At 30.1% G+C, this 17,751-nt stretch carries 17 protein-coding genes; 4 read left to right on the top strand and 13 right to left on the bottom strand.

The annotated features are described in order from the left end of the window. Nucleotide 1: 1 nt before the first annotated feature. Both BLP60_RS00645 and BLP60_RS00640 read left to right on the top strand, forming a co-directional pair. Entirely contained in the window at nucleotides 2–1,297 is a 1,296-nt protein-coding gene (locus BLP60_RS00645; RefSeq protein ID WP_092061807.1) for an L-cysteine desulfidase family protein, read from the top strand. Further along, a complete protein-coding gene (locus tag BLP60_RS00640; protein WP_200779089.1) occupies nucleotides 1,294–1,854 on the top strand; it encodes a nucleoside deaminase in 561 nt (186 codons plus the stop codon). The genes BLP60_RS00645 and BLP60_RS00640 overlap by 4 nt, the downstream gene beginning before the upstream one ends. Here BLP60_RS00640 and BLP60_RS00635 read toward each other — a convergent pair. Genes BLP60_RS00635 through BLP60_RS00580 form a run of 12 tightly spaced genes read right to left on the bottom strand, consistent with a single transcriptional unit; the run spans nucleotide 1,851 to nucleotide 14,386 of the window. Next, nucleotides 1,851–3,218, bottom strand: a complete 1,368-nt coding sequence (locus BLP60_RS00635) for a glycosyltransferase family 9 protein (protein ID WP_092061805.1) — start codon at nucleotides 3,216–3,218, stop codon at nucleotides 1,851–1,853. The two genes, BLP60_RS00640 and BLP60_RS00635, sit on opposite strands and share 4 nt — an antisense overlap. A 1-nt stretch (nucleotide 3,219) precedes the next feature. Beyond that, a complete protein-coding gene (locus BLP60_RS00630) occupies nucleotides 3,220–4,803 on the bottom strand; it encodes a CgeB family protein (RefSeq protein WP_092061802.1) in 1,584 nt (527 codons plus the stop codon). Between the two features lie 21 nt (nucleotides 4,804–4,824). Further along, complete coding sequence (locus BLP60_RS00625) at nucleotides 4,825–5,550, bottom strand: OmpA family protein (RefSeq protein ID WP_092061799.1); 726 nt, start codon at nucleotides 5,548–5,550, stop codon at nucleotides 4,825–4,827. A 1-nt stretch (nucleotide 5,551) separates the two neighbouring features. Beyond that, nucleotides 5,552–6,310 (bottom strand): motility protein A, encoded by a 759-nt coding sequence (locus BLP60_RS00620; RefSeq protein ID WP_092061796.1) that lies wholly within the window; start codon nucleotides 6,308–6,310, stop codon nucleotides 5,552–5,554. A gap of 24 nt (nucleotides 6,311–6,334) precedes the next feature. After that, nucleotides 6,335–7,447, bottom strand: coding sequence for a FapA family protein (locus tag BLP60_RS00615; RefSeq protein ID WP_092061793.1), 1,113 nt, complete (start codon nucleotides 7,445–7,447; stop codon nucleotides 6,335–6,337). A gap of 18 nt (nucleotides 7,448–7,465) precedes the next feature. Beyond that, nucleotides 7,466–7,804 (bottom strand): STAS domain-containing protein, encoded by a 339-nt coding sequence (locus tag BLP60_RS00610; protein ID WP_092061790.1) that lies wholly within the window; start codon nucleotides 7,802–7,804, stop codon nucleotides 7,466–7,468. Next, on the bottom strand, nucleotides 7,789–8,208 hold the full coding sequence (locus BLP60_RS00605) for an ATP-binding protein (RefSeq protein ID WP_092061787.1): 420 nt from the start codon (nucleotides 8,206–8,208) through the stop codon (nucleotides 7,789–7,791). The genes BLP60_RS00610 and BLP60_RS00605 overlap by 16 nt, the downstream gene beginning before the upstream one ends. 1 nt (nucleotide 8,209) lies before the next feature. Next, entirely contained in the window at nucleotides 8,210–9,343 is a 1,134-nt protein-coding gene (locus BLP60_RS00600; RefSeq protein ID WP_092061784.1) for a PP2C family protein-serine/threonine phosphatase, read from the bottom strand. 21 nt (nucleotides 9,344–9,364) lie between these two features. Then, entirely contained in the window at nucleotides 9,365–9,823 is a 459-nt protein-coding gene (dtd, locus tag BLP60_RS00595; protein ID WP_092061781.1) for a D-aminoacyl-tRNA deacylase, read from the bottom strand. Then, nucleotides 9,824–10,204, bottom strand: coding sequence for a 6-carboxytetrahydropterin synthase QueD (gene queD / locus BLP60_RS00590; protein ID WP_092061778.1), 381 nt, complete (start codon nucleotides 10,202–10,204; stop codon nucleotides 9,824–9,826). 1 nt (nucleotide 10,205) lies between these two features. Beyond that, nucleotides 10,206–13,673, bottom strand: a complete 3,468-nt coding sequence (gene dnaE, locus BLP60_RS00585; protein ID WP_092061775.1) for a DNA polymerase III subunit alpha — start codon at nucleotides 13,671–13,673, stop codon at nucleotides 10,206–10,208. Between the two features lie 59 nt (nucleotides 13,674–13,732). After that, nucleotides 13,733–14,386, bottom strand: coding sequence for a lactate utilization protein (locus BLP60_RS00580; protein ID WP_092061772.1), 654 nt, complete (start codon nucleotides 14,384–14,386; stop codon nucleotides 13,733–13,735). Between the two features lie 176 nt (nucleotides 14,387–14,562). Here BLP60_RS00580 and BLP60_RS00575 point away from each other — a divergent pair, with 176 nt between their 5' ends. After that, nucleotides 14,563–16,173, top strand: coding sequence for a B12-binding domain-containing radical SAM protein (locus BLP60_RS00575; protein WP_092061769.1), 1,611 nt, complete (start codon nucleotides 14,563–14,565; stop codon nucleotides 16,171–16,173). A 164-nt stretch (nucleotides 16,174–16,337) separates the two neighbouring features. Then, complete coding sequence (locus BLP60_RS00570) at nucleotides 16,338–16,697, top strand: DUF4870 family protein (protein ID WP_092061766.1); 360 nt, start codon at nucleotides 16,338–16,340, stop codon at nucleotides 16,695–16,697. On the opposite strand, the gene BLP60_RS00565 is transcribed toward BLP60_RS00570, so the two are convergent. After that, nucleotides 16,681–17,586 carry a DMT family transporter gene (locus BLP60_RS00565; protein ID WP_092061763.1) on the bottom strand — a complete coding sequence of 302 codons (906 nt, stop codon included), beginning with the start codon at nucleotides 17,584–17,586 and terminating at the stop codon, nucleotides 16,681–16,683. The genes BLP60_RS00570 and BLP60_RS00565 overlap by 17 nt on opposite strands. Between the last annotated feature and the right edge of the window lie 165 nt (nucleotides 17,587–17,751).

Here is a 17,751-nt window from a genome sequence, read left to right as displayed (position 1 = left end):
ATTGAATATTCTAAAAAAAATCTTAAAACATGAAGTTTTTCCTGCCTTAGGCTGTACTGAACCTATTGCTATCTCCTATGCAGCAAGCACTGCATCAAGTTATACATCTGCTGAACTAAAAAACATAAAAATCACTGTTGATCCTGGAGTATATAAAAACGGATTTGCAGTAACTATACCTAACACTAATGGAGAAAAAGGTAACTTAATAGCTGGAGTAATGGGCGCACTTATAAAAAAACCCGAACTTAAAATGGAAATTTTAAAAAAATCAACTCCTGAAATTATTGCCCAAGCTAAAAAAATCATTGAGCAAAAAAAGGCATCTTTATGTTTAGATAATTCAAAGGCTAAACTTTTCATAAAAATAGAACTAATATCAACTAAAAATGAAATTGTAGAGGTTATAATTCAAGACGAGCATACTAATATCACTCAAATTAAAGTAAATAATCAGATCATACTAAAACAAGAAGAAAAAACTCAAAGCCATGATTATTCCTACAAAGAAAAATTAAAAGAACTTTCCATAGCAAATTTTATTGATATCATTGAGAATGAAATTGATGACCAAGATTATAAATATATTTTAAAAGGAGTTGATTTAAACTTAGAAGCAGCCAAGCAAGGAGAAAAACTAAAAAAAGTGGGCTATTATCTCAAAGACCTCTTACATAAAGGATTTATTTCAAATGATATTTTTGCAACTATAAAAATAGCCACTGCTTCAGCTACTGATGCAAGAATGAGTGGTCTAAATTGTCCAGTCATGTCTAGTGGAGGAAGTGGTAATCAAGGCATTGTGGCTATTCTTGTACCATATCTTGTTGGCAAATATTTTAAAATACAAGAAGCTAAAATAGTAAAAAGCATTGCTCTCTCACATTTAATAAATAGTTACATCAAATGTTATACAGGAAACCTATCTTCTCTATGCGGATGTGCTATTGCTGCAGGAGTAGGAGCTGCAGTGGCAATAGTGTATCAACAAGCAGGTAAAGATATGGATAAAATCTATTTGGCTATAAACAATCTCATCAGCGACTTAGGAGGAATGCTCTGTGACGGTGCTAAAAACGGATGTGCCTTTAAAGTAGCTAGCTCTGCTGATTCTAGTCTAAGAGCTGCTTATATGGCCCTAAATAACAACGGCATCACTTATAGTGATGGATTTGTTGGCCTAACAGGAGAAGATACTATAAAAAATCTAAGCAAAATAATTGACTTCGGTATGGAAAAGGCAAATGAAGTAATGCTTGAAATTATGACTAATAAAACGCAAAGTCCTTGCCTATGATCCAAGATATTACAATTCCTCTACCGCCTTGGCTCAAAACTCTAACTCCACCTTCTGCATTTTCTAATGACACAAGCAAAATGGAATTTGCCATTTTTCTTGCTAAAAAAAATATTGAAGAAAAAACAGGTGGGCCATTTGGAGCAGCAATCTTTTCTTCAAAAACTAATAAACTTCTCGCTTATGGAGTAAATTTAGTTACTTATGCCAACATTTCCATCCTCCACGCCGAGATTGTAACTTTTATTTTAGCTCAAAAAAAACTAAAATCTTATACTCTAAACTTTGATAACGAAGAATTTGAATTATTTTCTTCTTCAGAACCATGTGCCATGTGTTTAGGAGCTTGCTTATGGTCTGGAGTTAAAAAAGTCGTATATGGAGCACCAGCTAAATACGCGAGAGAAATAGGATTTGATGAAGGCCCTGTATTCCCAGAATCTTGGCAATATCTTCAACAAAAAGGTATTCAATTAAAAACAAATGTCTTAGCTGATAAAGCTAGAAAGGTCTTACTAGAATATAAAAACAAACAAGGCATAATTTATAATGGCTAAACTGACTTTAGCCAAGCAATAAATCTCTCTAAGAAATAAATACTTCTTTTTAAACAAGACATACTAAAATTATTATTTTGCCATTCTAAAATAAAATAACTACTGAGAGGTCTAAAATAGATATCAAATTTTTTCCAAAAATTAGTATTAATCTCTTTATTTTTAAAAATCACTTTAATTTCATTTAAACAATATCGTGCTTGAGCTAAAAGTAAATTAATTATATCTTCATCATATATTGATATTCTTCTTAAAATTTTATTTATTTGATACTCTTCATTCCATAATCCCAATAGTGTTCCGAATACTAAAAACCAAAATTCTCTTACTATATCATTTTTATACATAAATTTAGATTTTAAATAGAATAAGCCATTTTTTCTACTTACAAAATACAATCTATACTCTTTATCTTCAAAGTTACCTTCATTCTCAAAAAGTTTACACACAAAACGAGCAGAAAAGTTATTTTTACATTCATAATTAAAATTACATTCCCAACAAGGAAAACAATCTGTATATCTTCTAATTACCATATTTCCAGGTAAGTAAGGTCCTGTATCCCAAGGACTAACATTTCCCATTGAAATATTTAAAACCTGTTTTCCCATAAAAGTAGCTATATGCATTGGACCGGTATCAGGAGTAATAAATAAATCAAAAAAAGAAATACTTTTAGCAAATTCCACCAAATTAAACTTCCCAGTAAAATCCATTGATTTAGGAAGGCCAAATTTTTCAATCAAACTATTGGCTAATTTTTTTTCTTTTAATCCTCCTAACAAAAAAGGTTTCCTATTTTTATTTAAAAAAAAGGTTATAAGTTCTTCCCAAAAAATACTATTTGGATATTTAGACTCCTCACTAGCTCCTAAAAAAAGACCTAATTTTAAAGGAAAACTCAAAGAATTTGTTAAAAAAGACCATTTATGATTCTTAATAGTATCTAAAGAAATCACATCAAGAGCATTTAAATCCGCCCAATGGAAAGCGTTAAATGTATTATTTTGAACTAATGAAGCTCTATAAAGTTGCCATTTACCTTTAATATAAAGGTGTCCATCTCTATTTTCCACATATCCATATTTTTGTTCAGCTCTAACAAGATAATTTAAACGGGCTGCTTCTTTTCTATGACTTAAATTTAAACTAAAAAAAAAGTCTGTATGTAATACTTTTGCCAATGTAGTCCAAGAAAAAAAAATTGCTCCTGGGAAAAAATCTTTTACTTGCTTACAAATATGTTCTTCTCCAAAAAAACAAATAGGATGATTAGGATAAGCCTTTTGTAACCATAAAAATAGGGGATAAGTTAAAATCATATCCCCCATTCTTTGTAACTGAATAATTAAAATTGGTTTCATTTTAAGAAAAGCACGAATACATTGTTTTATATAGAAATGTTAATCTTTGTTCATAGGTATGTTCTTTTATAATTCTAGCTCTTGCGTTTTCAATAATTTTGCATCGTAAGTTACTATGCTTTAAGTAAAAATTTATATAGTCTTCAATCTCGTCTTTATTTTTATAACACACGACCTCTTTTTCTATTTCAAACAATTCTCTTATTTGCTCTCTGTAGTCAGTAAGTAAAAAATTACCACTAGCAGGCACGTCAAACACTCTCTGGTTTACCGCACCTTTCATTTGAGCACTAGTAGAATTAAAGTTAATTTTATTTTCTCCATAGAAAAAAGGAAGTTCTGAATAATAATTTAACTCTTTATGATAAATCCAGTTAGACTTAGGTAAAATTTTAAACCATCCCTTATCCCCAACAATTAAAGGATTAAACTTCAAAATCTCTAAAATACATTCTCTTCTATATTCTAAAGTTGCTTGCCAAGTTATAAGAGTTTCAAAGTTCAACTTGTCTTCTATAGTAGGCAACTTAGTCCACTTTTTATATATCTCAGGGAAAAATTTAGCTATAAATTCATTTACTATAAGAAAATCACTATTTTTAAAATCAAGAGCTATTTGTTCATATTTAGCTAATATATCTTTAAATTGTTCTAGCTTTTCTCTTCTTTTTAAAACTTTAAAAAACATAGAATTTCCAACAAAAGATACATCTCTAATTAAACGACTTCTAATTTTACTATTATTCTTAGGATTAAATCTTTGAACATCTGTGGCCAAAGGTAAATAAAATACTTTATCAAATCCTTTTTCTTTTAAAACTTTAATATTATCTTTATCCCAAGTAAAAATAACAGTAAAATCACTTTTTACTTTATTATACATATACAAAATAAGATGAGGATTATCTACAAACCAAGAGGCTAAAGGAAGCTCCATCTTTTCCAATAAATCTATCAAAATACCTTCCTTATCTACTCCTAAGTGATTTATAGTCAAAACAAAGTCTGGTTTAAAAGTAATAACTGCTTGTAAAAAATATTTTACAAATTCTTCTGAACCTATCTCTTGATTAGGTAAATGAAGAAGATAATAATCATAATCCAGTCTCTTACACGCTGTAATAACCTCTCCCATCAAAAAATATTCTGAAGTTATTAAAAGGATCTTAGGCTTATTCTTAAACTTTTTATATCTAGCTTGTTGCCAAAAATTAAACCTTCTATTTGCTTCTAAGCATTTAAAAAGAGGACGATAAAATTTAGGATATTTTTTCCAAAAATAAGGTATAGTTATAGGTAAAAAAGGGTTGCCTTTATTAGCAATTTGCCATTTAGTAAGTTGATTAAGGGCTAATTCAGGATTACTCGTTTGAATAAACAAAAAACCTTTTATTATCTTAAATTTTTCTTTTGCATAAGATGGTACTACAAATGCTGCTGTTTTATATTTTTTTTGTAAAAAGGATATAAGTTTTAAAGAGTAGCCTAAAAAGACTGGCAAATGGTTAGATAAATGAGATAATTTTTCTTCAACCTTTTTTAAAAATTGATTAGGATAAGCTCCTAAATAATCTTCTTTTTCCATATAAATAATTATAGTTAAATATTACCAACTTTCAACTTGAGGACGATGAAAATAAAATTCTACCCTTCTGTTAAGAGCACGATTAGCTTCTGAAGTATTTGGAACTAAGGGTCTAGTATCAGCATAACCTACAGCTTTAATTCGTGAAGGGTTAATCCCTCCCTTTTGAATAATATAACGAACTGCTGCTGCAGCTCTTGCAGCAGAAAGTTCCCAATTAGAGGGAAACTTTTTACTTCTAACAGGTCTATCATCTGTATGACCTCTCACAACTAAATCAAAATTATTTTCTTTTAATATCTTTATTACTTCATTTAAAATAGGGTATGCCTTTGGTTTTAACACCGCTCCACCAGGATCAAACATCACTCCACTACTAACTCGAATTAAAACTCCATTATCATCAGAAGTAACTTCTACATTCTTTTTTAAAAATTCATCTTCATCTAATACAGCCTTTAATTTCAGAACCATACCCAACAGTACTTTGGTATCTTTATCCAATTTTATATCTTTTCTTTCGTATCTAGTAGGAGAAAAAGCTATGTAATCAGCTTGTTTTCTTTGTACCTGTACTCCAAAAGCTTCTTTAATAGAACCCAACATATCTTTAAATTTTTGTACATCTTGATTAGAAAAGGATAACAATAAGACAAAAAAAGTTAATAAAAGAGACATCAAGTCAGCAAAAGTAGCTAACCACCCAGGCAGACCATCTGGACATTTGCATTCTTCTTTTCTAGCCATTTTAACTTGTGCTTCCTTCCCTTAGAGCAGGAGCTAAAAAAGCCTCTAATTTATCTTGAGTAATACGAGGATTTTCCCCATTTAAAATAGAAATAATTCCTTCTACAGCAATTTCCATAAATAAAACTTCTTCTGCACTTCTTTGTTCCAATTTTTTTGAAATAGGAATAAAAACCACATTAGCTAAAACAGCACCATAAAATGTAGTCAGCAAGGCAACAGCCATAGCAGGACCAATAGAAGAAGGATCATCTAAAGTTTGTAACATTTGAACTAAACCAATTAAGGTTCCAATCATACCAAAAGCTGGAGACATATCTCCCATTGACTTAAATATAGCCTGTCCTGTGGCATGTCTTTGTTTCATAAAAGCTATCTCTGTCTCTAATACCGAACGCACTAAACCTTCTTCTGTACCATCAGCAACTAGTAAAACTCCCTTTTTTAAAAATGGATCATCAACATTTGCCTTTTCCAAGGCCACAACACTCTCTTTTCTAGCCAAATTAGCAAGATCAACAATATTTTTTATTAGTGCTTTTGGATCAGGAGAAGAACCAAAAAAAGCCTTGAGCATAACTTTAATAGCTCCAAGTACCATTCCCATAGGAAACATTACAAAGGTAACAGAAACAGTTCCACCTACAACAATTAAAATAGAGGGAATATCAATAAATGCGCCAAAATTCCCTCCCATAAAAATAGAACCAACAATTAAACCAAAAGCCAATACTATACCTAAAATGGTCCCTATATCCATCTTGTATTCTGCTCCATTAAAAACTTATTTTTGAATAGCAGGCTGCTTAAAAATTATATCATTATCTATTATTTCAAATCTTCCATTTTCTAAAAAGTCATCAACCCTATAATAATAGGGCCCTATACTTATTTCTACTCCTGGTCTAATTTGTCCAGGACACACTGCTTTAGCCTTTTTATTAAAATCTATATCCATTTTTTGATGTACTTTAGCTCTTTTTTTATGAAGTATAGTTAATTTTTTTTCTATTTTCTCTAGTTTAGGCCCATACTCTTCTTGATAAGGCTCTCCTTTTTCTACTTTTATTTTCAGATTTGTTAATTCTTTAGTAAGTTTAGATATTTCAAGTTCTAGTTCAAAATTTTCTTTAATAAGATCACTATCATATCCTAAAATTAACTCTGTTTTACACCCCATACCACCACCAAACTGTTCTTCAGCATAAATCAAATTTTCGCTAACTGCCATTCCTCCTTGTAGCCTTCCTTGAACAACAATATATTCTTTCCCAAATAGCCTAGAATGAAGAGCAGAACCTGTTATTAGAATTTTTTTGCCCGCTCGTAAACTTGCTTTTTCACAAAAATTTGCTTTTATATTCTCTTCTGCCTCTATAACTGCATTTCCTCCCCCTTTAATTCCTCCTTCTACCACTAAAGAACCACCAACAAAAATTTTTGCTGCTTCTACGTTGCCTTTAATACGAATATTATTAGCCTTTACTTCAAACCCAGAGCGGACACTGCCATGAATAATCATATCCCCTACAAAATAAATATTACCCGTATGAAAATCTATATCTCTACGCACATTTAAAACAGTTTTTACTGCAATCTTTCCATCATAATAAAAAACATAACCATTGGCTTTGGCAATAATCTGATTTTTATCTTGAGGATTTATTCCCACATTAGGGCCCAAAGGCCATGTTTTTTTATCACTAACAAAGCGAGCATCGTATTTAGAGGCTTCTTCTTCTGAAATTTCTCTCCATTCTGCTAAAACCTGTCCACTAATTACATTTTGGACATAATCCAAATTATAATGATCTGCTCTACCTTGTTCACTTACTTTAGGTTTTAAATTTTGATAATCAAAGTCTGGATCAAAGTAATGATGAAGATAATATAACATGATCTCTTCTTCTGTTAATTATTCAATTAAAGTAATAAGATCCTCACTATCATCTACTTTATCAAAAAAATGATATATATTTACTAGCTTTAATGTTTTAATTACCTGAACAGAAGGATTTACTAATACAAACTTTTTTCCTTTCTGCTTGACCTTATTACTTAAGGCCACTAAAAAACCTATGCCACTACTATCCATAAACTGAATTTCAGATAAGTCTATTCCTAAAACCTTCCAATCCTCTTCTAAGATCTCTTCCAACCTTGGTTTAAGTTCTTCTACATTTTCTAAGATCAACTCTCCCACAATTTTAGTTAGGTAAATATCCTCTTTCTTCTGGATCAGGACATTTTCCATTGCTCAGCCTCCATCTTTTTATACATCAATATATGGTTTCTTTCCTCCACCCTTTTATAATAAAACTTATCCATAACCTTACGGATAATATAAATTCCCCTTCCAGATTCAGCATCATGATCTGGTAAATTTTGAGGAAGTATAAACTGTTTACCCCAATCAATTACTTCCAACAAAATACCTTTCTTTTTATCTATCTCTAACTTTATCCTAATCTTCTTATCTCTGCTATCAATATCACCTTTATATGCATGAATAACAACATTTGTACAAGCCTCACTTAAAGCAATTTCTACATCATATAAAACATCTTCTTTGACCAGTCTTCGTAAAATAGATATTACCGCCACTATAACAAGCCTTACTTCCTTAGATGATGCATTGGTTTCTAAAATAAATTCCATCTTAACTATCCTTTGTATATACAAACAAAGCAGTTAGATCGTCTCTATACATAGGAGAAAATTCGCTAACCCTTTCTAAAGATAAAATAATTTCTTCAAGATAAATTTTGTCTTCCTTTTTTAAATACTCATCTACTAATTGTAAAAATCTTTCTAATCCAAATTGTTCCTCTTCATCTATATTCCATTCATAAAATCCATCTGTATAAAGTAAAATGCTAAATTTATCTTTATAATGTAAAAACTTTGTTTCTGGATCTATAGGAAAAAATCCTAAAACAGGATAATCTGGTTTTAAATGCATTATCTTGGAATCAATCTTAACTACTGCTGGACAATGACCTGCGTTAATATACGAAAAAACTTTTCGTTCTAAATCAATTTCTCCTACAAATAGAGTAACAAAATCTGACTCATCTCCTAAAACATCTATGAGACTTTTGTTTAATAAATCAACTACCTTAGGTAAAGTATAGTTTTTACTTTCTTCTAAACGAAAAATTGTTCTCACTATAGCCATAATAAATGCTGCTCTTGTTCCATGCCCAGAAACATCAGCCACACAAAATCTTAAAAGACTATTATTAATCTTTATATAATCATAATAATCACCACTTGCTTGACCAGATGGTCTATAATAAGACTGCAAGCCAATATGTTTAAAAATAAAACTTTCTTTTGGCAAAAGCTTTAATTGAAGTTCAGATACTAAATTCACTTCTTTATTAATGCGCTTATACGCTCTTTGTAAATTTTGTAATAAAACAACTTGTCTTTTGGCAACTTGAATTCTCGCTTTTACTTCATCTTTAGAAAATGGTTTTGCTAATAGATCATTTGCTCCTGCATTAAGAGATTCTATTCTTAATCTATTATTTTCTTCATTTACAAACACAATAATATAAATATCTTGATCATTAACAACATTACGAATATAATTTAAAATTTCTAATCCATTCATATTAGGAAGATTTAAGTCTAATAAAATAATATCTGGTTTAATATCATAGTATTTTTCAATAACTTCTTCTCCATCAAATACTCTATGTACTTCAAATTCTGCACTTAAAAAGGCAGATAACACTTTTATTGTAGCTTCAGAAGTATCTGCAATCAAAACTTTACTTTTAGCCATATCTCTACTTCCATCCCATTTTTACAAAATGTCTTGACTATCTAAAATTATAGTAACTGGTCCCTCATTTATCAGTTTAATCTCCATTTCTTCTCCAAACGCTCCTGTATACACCTTTTTATAGGAAGATAAAAAAATATTTTTTATTTTTGCAAACATTTTTTTAGCCTCTTCACCAGGCATGGCCATAGAAAAATTAGGTCTTCTTCCTTTGCGGCAATTAGCATACAGAGTAAATTGGGAAACTAATAAAATCTCACCTCCTACATCTAAAAGACTTAAATTCAACTTATTTTCTTTATCGGCAAAAATACGTAAATTCAAAACCTTTTGAACTATTTTATTTATATCTTTATCTTTTAAAAATTTATCTTCTTTATTAAGACCTAATAAAATTAATAACCCTTTTTCAATTTTAGAAAATACAACATCCTTTACTAATACTTCTGCTCTTTTTACTCGTTGAATTACTAACCTCACCTAAACCTCCTCAAAAAATGCCATAGAGTTTTCTCCTTCTGAAACCATTACATATTTTAAATTCACACCTGAGGGTAGCTTAGATTGGAGATTTTTATAAATATAACAAGCTATATTTTCAGAAGATGGATTATATTTTTGAAAATATTGAAGATCATTTAAAAACTTATGATCAAGCGAATTCAAAACTTCCTTTAAAAACTTTTTTAATATTTTAAAATCTATTAAAATTTCAGTATCTTTTTCTAATTTTTTACCATATACTTCTATTTCAACTCCAAAATTATGTCCATGTAATTCTTCACATTTCCCATTATAATTTCTAAGACTATGAGCAGCACTAAATTTGTCTTTTATTCGTAAACGATAAATACCTTTCAATCTATACCTCCATTTTTAAAATAGAATTAACTTCGTTCCAAAATTCAGTACAAGGATTTATCCGCCAAATAGGATTTAAATGTAAAATACAATAGCTATCCTTACTATTAATCCTTAATCTTATTTCTGTATTACCTTGATATTTAGAAAATATATTTTTCAATTGATCAACTACCATAACATCACTATCTAACGAGAGATTTAAAGTTACAGGTTCCTGGTTACGTGTAATCACGTCTTTAATCAATGTAATTTTATCTGCTATTAATTTTACAACTTTATTTGCTTCTTCTGTTACTCCTTCCTCTCCGTTATTTTGCTCTTGTCCTTCATAGCTACTAATTCTAGCTTCAATAAATAAAGGCTCATCTTGCTCCAATAAATTAACGCTCTCTTCAAAAATTTTAGCAAAAACTACTAATTCACAACTAGCAGTAAAATCCTCTATTTGACAAAAAGCCATCTTTTGACCTTTTTTGTTTACATGTATTTTTTTACCAACACAAATTGCAGATACATTTACCTTTGTATTAGGAGCAAGTTTTTTACAATCTTCGATCGTAGTTAAACTTAAACGAGTCAAATCATTTTTATAAGGTAACAAAGGATGGCCACTTAAGTAAAGACCTAAAGATTCCTTTTCAAATCTTAACTTTTCTTTTTCACTAAATTCTTTAATATCCTTTTCTGGTATATCTATTCCTAATCCAGATAAATTACATTCTTCTTTAAAATTATCCATACCAAGTAAACTTTTTTGCAAACAATTTTTAATCTTATTCTTTTTGTGTGCTTCTGCAACTACTTTGTCAATAGATTCTAAAAGAGATTTCCTGGAACATCCAAAACAATCCATTGCTCCACTTTTAATAAGCATTTCTAAAACTCTTTTAGTAACTTTACGTAAATTCACCCTTCTACAAAAGTCTAAAAAAGAAGAAAATGGTCCATTTTTCTCTCTTTCATTAACAATACTATCAATCGCACTTATACCTACATTTTTAATAGCTCCTAATCCAAACCTAATCTTTTCATTTTCCACACTAAAATAAAAAAAACTTTTATTCACATCAGGAGGCAAAATTTCTAATCCCATCTCTTTAGCTGCATTTAAATGCATTACCACTTTATCAGAGTTATGAACTTCTGAGGTAATTAAGGCAGACATAAATTCTGCTGGAAAATGAGCTTTAAGATATGCAGTTTGATAAGAAACTAAAGCATAAGCGGCACTATGAGATTTATTAAAACCATATCCAGCAAATTTTTCCATTAAATCAAAAATATATTCTGCTGTCTCCTCCTCTACTCCCTTTTTCCTTGCCCCTTCCAAAAACTTACTCCTCTGTTTAGCCATAACTGCTGGATCTTTTTTCCCCATGGCTCTTCGCAAGATATCACCATCTCCTAAAGAATAGTTGGCTAAAACAGAGGCAATCTGCATAACTTGTTCTTGATATAAAATAACTCCGTAAGTTTCTTTTAAAATATTTTCCAAATCAGGATGAGGATACTTAACCTCTTTTTTCCCATGTTTACGATCAATAAAATCTGCTACCATACCGCTTTGAATAGGTCCTGGTCTATACAAGGCTAAAAGGGCAATAATATCCTCAAAACAACTAGGACGTAAATCTTGTAAAACCTTTCGCATTCCACTACTTTCTAACTGAAACACACCATCTGTTTGTCCCTTACATAAAAGCTCAAAGGTTTTATTATCATTTAAAGGTAAAGTATCTAAGTCTGGAATTTTCTTGCCATTTTTCTGGGCTAATTTTAAAGTATTACTAATTACAGTAAGTGTTTTTAAACCCAAAAAATCAAACTTAATCAAACCAACTTTTTCCACTCTCTTCATATCATACTGAGTTACAACTTCTCCCTTTTTCCCTGTATATAAAGGCAAATACTCCCACATAGGCTTATCTGAGATTACAATTCCAGCAGCATGAGTAGATGCGTGTCTAGCTAGACCTTCCAGTTTTTGAGCAATAGTTAATAATTTTTGAACTTCTTCACTTGTTTCAAAAAGTTTTTGTAGATCTGGTTCTATTTCAAGCGCCTTTTTAATAGTAATTTTACCTTCATCAGGAATAAGCTTAGCAATTTTATCCACTAAAGATAACTTTAAACCCAACGCTCTTCCTACATCTCTAACAGCAGCTTTTGCCTTCATTGTCCCAAAAGTAGTAATCTGAGCTACATTGTCTTTACCATATTTTTCAGTAACATATTGAATTACTTCATCTCGTCTTTCAAAGCAAAAATCTACATCTATATCGGGCAAACTCATTCTTTCTACATTTAAAAATCGCTCAAACAACAAATTATATCTAATTGGATCTAAATTTGTAATTCCCAGAGAGTATGCCACTAAACTTCCAGCAGCAGATCCCCTCCCTGGGCCAACAGGAATATCTTGAGCTTTAGCCCAATTAATAAAATCTTGAACAATAAGAAAGTAACCAGGAAAACCCTTTTGACAAATTATATCTAATTCTAGCTCTAATCTATCCCAATAAACCTTTTCATCTTGAACATAATCTAAATATTGTAATCTTTTTTTAAGCCCTTGTTTAGCTAATTTTATGAATTCCTCTTCCAAAGTAATTCCTTTAGGCAAATCATAGCAAGGAAAATGAGGAGTACCTAATTTCAATTCCAAATTACATTGTTCTACAATTCTTTCTACATTCTTTAAAGCCTCTGGACAAAAAGAAAAATAAGATTCCATTTCCTCTGGAGATTTAAAATAAAGTTCTTTTGTTTCAAATCTCATTCTTTTTCTATCATCTACTTTAGCATTAGTTTGAATACAAAGTAAAACATCATGAGCTTCTGCATCATCTTTATCTAAATAATGACAATCATTTGTTCCAACTACAGGTATATTATACTTTTTACTAACTTCATATAAAAATTCATTTATTTCTTGTTGTTCTTTTAAATCATTAGCCTGCATTTCTAGATAAAAATCATCTTTAAAAATTTGAACATATTCCTGTGCTATTTGAATTGCTCTATCAGGACCAAATTTAAAATAAGCAGCCTGTATCTCTCCATTTAAACAAGCTGACAAAGCTATCAAACCCTCACTATATTGCTTTAATACTGTCTTATCTATGCGAGGTTTATAATAAAATCCTTTCCTCCATCCTAAGGTTACTAATTTAATTAAATTTTTATATCCCAATTCATTTTTTGCTAGCAATACCAAATGAAACCTATCTGGTCCCTTTTCTTCCATTTTCCCTGGTGTAAGATATACCTCGCATCCAATAATCGGCTTTAACTCATAATCTTTAGCCAAAAGATAAAAGGTTAAGGCTCCAAACAGATTACCATGATCGGAAATACATACAGCATCAAAACCATAATCTTTCGATCTTGCGCACAAATCTTTTAAACGAATAGCACCATCTAAAAGACTATATTCTGTATGACAATGTAAATGAGTAAAAGACATCTAAACATCTCCTTCAAAACAACCTTTGAAAGTAAAAAAATTAAAAAATATTAAATCTATTAGAGTCCTAAATCTTTAGAAATTAAAATAACAGAAATTCGTTTTTGAGGATAGCATTTCTCAATAATACTCCATACATTACAAATTCTATCAAGGCTAGAGCAATCATGGCAAAAACCTGTTTTAAAACAAGGAGTTTTTTTGTTTAAACGCATCGTATTAGCAGGAGCACTATAAGTTTTTATCCTAAGCATTGCTTCATCCAAGTCTGAAACAATTTTATTCTTTCCAGCCAAAACTATTACTTTTTTCGGACCAAAAGTTAAAGCCCCAACCCTATTACCAATCATATCTAAATTAACTAGCCATCCATCTTCTGTAATAGCATTAGTTCCTGTAAAAAATAAATCTACCAACAAGGCCCTACGCCTTTTTTCCAATATATCTTCAGAAGACAAACTCTTATCATAGGTATCAATAATCTCAAATTCATCTGTTTGCTTTAAACTATCATAAAGGCCAGTTTGAACAAAAGTCATTGATCCACCCCACGATAAAGAATTAGGGTTTATTGCAGGCAAAAGTTCATTTAAAACTATATTTTTAGCTTCTAATTCATCTTTAACTAAAAAAACCTCAAAATTATTTTTTTCTAAGGCTTCTTTTACTTTTAATAAACGTAACTCCCAAAATTTCTTAACAAAATCCTTCATTTTACAAGCCCTCCTTTTCTCCCTAAACAATAATCAAAGAATAAAAATGCTAGTCTGTTTTCAGGTAAATTAGTTTTTAGGAAACTAACCAACTTGTGTCTAGCCCTTTTCTTGCCATCTTAATATTTTAAATCTAAAAAAAAATTCAATTCAAACTAAAATAAGGAAAATATATAATGAAACTTATTCTCATACAACCTCCTATTCAAGATTTCTACGAAACCAAAATTCGTCTTCAACCTATAGGGCTAGCTTATCTCAAAGCTGCAATAAAAAAATTTCTACCCAATATAACAGTAAAAATACTAGATTTTCATCAAAATTTTGGACGCAAAACAATCTCGCTCCCCTCAGAGTTAAACTATTTAAGAGAATTTTATCCATGCCCAGATATTAGTCCATTTTGCACTTTCTATCATTATTATCATTTTGGAGCAGATTTTAAACAAGCAGCTGAAAAAATTGCTCAAGAAAATCCTGATATTATAGGTATCTCTATCCTATTTTCCTCCTACTTTCGAGAAGCTCTAACGCTTGCCAAAGAAATAAAAAAAGTATGTCCTGTCCCTATAATAGCTGGTGGAAGTCATGTTTCTGCTGAACCCTTGTCAATATTACAAAGTCCTTGGATTGATTTTGTAATTTATGGAGAAGGAGAAAAGCCTCTTATAGAGCTACTAAAACAATTTCAAGGAAATAAACAATTTGAACAAGTACCAAATCTTGGATTTAAAAAAAACAATAAATTCTTTTTAAATCCAAAAAAACCTAATTATCCTTTTGAAGAATTACCTCTACCAGATTTATCTGACTTTTCTCTCAACAATTATCAATTCCAAAAAAAACCTCTTTATTTCATAACAACATCAAGAGGTTGTCCTCATCAATGTACTTTTTGCTCTGCAAAATCTACTTTTCCTATATATAAAAAAAGAAGCGTCGAAAATATTTTAGAAGAAATAAAAATAAGATATAAACAAGGTTATAGGGTTTTTGACTTTGAAGACGACAACCTTACCTTCTTCATTGATGATATGAAAAAATTATGCAAATTAATTATAAAAGAATTTCCTCAAAATAAAATTAGATTTTTAGCAATGAATGGAATTTCATATCTTCATTTAGACAATGACTTGCTTTTGTTAATGAAAAAAATTGGTTTTACAGATCTCAACCTTTCATTAGTTAGTTCTGATGAAAGTGTATTACGATCATGTCATAGACCCCATACTGTAAAAAAATTTACTCAGATTATTCAAACTGGCTTTAAATTAAAGTTTAATATGACAGCTTATCAAATTTTAGGGCTACCTCACGAATCTATTTCCTCTATGCTTACAACTCTTATCTTTTTAGCAAGACAACCAGTTTTAATAGGCCCCTCTATATTTTATCTTGCTCCTGGCTCAAAAATTGCCTGCCAATTTTCTCCATTAAAAGAAAAAGACTTTTTTCTTGCGAGATCTTCAGCCATGGCAATAGAAACTAAACATTTCTCTAGAGAAGACATTTATTCTCTTTTTATTTGTACTCGAATTATTAATTTTTTAAAACAATTTGATATCAATACAAGCCTCAACAATCTTTTATTATCCCATAAAACATCTAATAAACGTATCAATATAGGATTAGAAATTCTTAGAAAACTAATCTATGAAAAAAAATTACATGCCTATACAGGTAAACAATTTGTGGAATTAAAAAAGTTTAAATGGGAAATTTTCTATAAATTATTTTCTAGGTTAAAATTTATTACCTCTAAAACAGGACAAAAAATATTCATATAGATACGCGCCAGCTATCTTTCTACACACTATTCGACTATTTTTTACAACAAAGATTATTACTTAAATAACAAATAAATTTACAAAAATTTTATCTTGAGTTAGAAAGTATCAAACTTGTCAATGGCAAATCTAAAAAATATCAAAAAAACAAAGAGGGGGTCATTATGACAAATGAAGTCTTATCCGGCCAAGAACAACAACTCGTAAAAACTGCCAAAATTGTTTATTTTCTTTATTTAGCAGCACTTATATTTGGTGTGACCAGCATTATTGGAGTTATTATGGCCTACATTTACAAAAAAGACAGCAACCCAGAGTGGATAAACACCCACTTTAGATGGCAAATTAGAACTTTTTGGATAAGTTTTATTGGAGGTTTTATTTCTGCCTTATTGTGTGTGATCCTTATAGGGTATCTTTTATTTATTGCCCTATTTATCTGGTGGATAATACGATGTGTCAAAGGATTAAAGTGGTTAAATGAACATAAAGAAGTAGAAAACGTAACTACTTATTTCTTTTAAAAACATAGGGCCAAATTTGAGCTAAAACAGCACCAATAAACATAAAGATGCACCCCCAGCGGGCTCTTAAAGACAAAACTTCTCCGAGAATCCACCAACCTGTTAAAGCAGCAAATACTGATTCTAAACTCATAATAATAGAAGCATGAGCTGGGGGTGCATCTTTTTGGGCTACAACTTGTAAAGTAAAGGCAATACCAGCAGACATAAAACCACCATATAAAATAGGCCACAATCCACCATATATAGCTTGCCAAGAAATACTTTCCCAAAAAAACGCTACAATTAAACTTAAACAAGCATTAACAAAAAATTGAATGCAAGAAAGAAAGATACAATCATATTTAGGAGCAAAATATCCAATTGCTATAACATGAAAAGAAAACATCACTGAACATAGAAATACAAAAAAATCTCCCTTATCGATTGTAAAATCTTCATTTATCGACAAGAGATATAAACCGATAACAGATAAAATAACTCCAATAACAACTCCAAAATGAATATCTTGCTTTAAAAAATATCCTACAATAGGAACTATTACTACATATAGACCTGTAATAAATCCAGCTTTTCCAGCTGTAGTGTAAATCATCCCTATTTGCTGTAAACTACTAGCCACGAATAAAATACTACCTAAACAAAACCCTCCAACTAATACTCCCTTTACATCTCTTTTTTGAAAAAAGTTTAATTGATTAGATTTTTTACTATTTATCAAAACTAAGGGTAATAAAGTTATTCCTCCCAACAAAAATCTAATTCCATTAAAATAAAACGGAGGAAGGTAATCCATTCCAACGCGCTGAGCCACAAAAGCAGCACCCCAAATAAATGCAGCTACTAATAAAAAAATATCAGCTTTTAATATTCTAAAATTATCTCTCATTTTTCTCACTCAAAATTATTTTTAATAATCTATTAAAAGGATAAAAAACGTGTTTTTTATCTTTTTTAGTTAATCTGTCAATTCAAAATAAAGCAAAAAAATTGACATACCTATATATTTATAAATATAATAAATAAATTCAGATCATTCAAAAATTAATCCATT

The organism is Desulfonauticus submarinus (assembly GCF_900104045.1).
GTDB lineage: Bacteria > Desulfobacterota > Desulfovibrionia > Desulfovibrionales > Desulfonatronovibrionaceae > Desulfonauticus > Desulfonauticus submarinus.
Note: the sequence above shows the minus strand (reverse complement) of the source record. Positions and strands in the feature narration are given on the sequence as shown.